This is a genomic window from Treponema endosymbiont of Eucomonympha sp., from assembly GCF_001028545.1.
This window is the reverse complement of record NZ_BBPW01000592.1, coordinates 1-466: the sequence shown is the minus strand read 5'-3', so window position 1 is coordinate 466 and position 466 is coordinate 1. Positions and strand designations below refer to the sequence as shown.

The 466-nt window shown below is 58.6% G+C and carries 1 pseudogene; it reads right to left on the bottom strand.

The features are described from left to right. A pseudogene (locus AWU74_RS08215) lies at nt 1-298 on the bottom strand (30S ribosomal protein S12 methylthiotransferase RimO); the annotation flags it as partial. Nucleotides 299-466 lie beyond the last annotated feature (168 nt).

The window sequence follows — 466 nt, the reverse complement described above, 5'->3', positions numbered from 1 at the left end:
TGCCGAGAATGCCGTCCACTTCGGCAAGCTCCGAGTCGAACACCCTTGCGTACCGCTGGGCAAGGCAGCCCGCGAACAGGATTTTCGCGTCGGGATACGCTTTCCGTGCCTGCATGAGCGCGGCGAGCGACTCCTTTTTTGCCGCCTCGATGAAACCGCAAGTGTTTATGATTATGACGTCCGCTTCAGAGGGGTCGCGCGTTTCGGCGTGTCCGGCGTTCTCCAGATAGACGAGCATCGTCTCGCCGTCAACCTGATTTTTCGCGCAGCCGTGCTGGTCGAGAAAAAACTTACTCAACTTCCGCTGATACCAGTTGATAGGCGCCCGCCGCGTTCTGTACCCATTTTATGTCGCGCACGGACACCCGCCCCGGCTGCCCGATTCCTAAAACCCGCCATTCTCCGCCCGCATATACGTTCATCTGGATGGCGTACTCGTTGGAAACCCAGAAGCGGACGCGCTTGT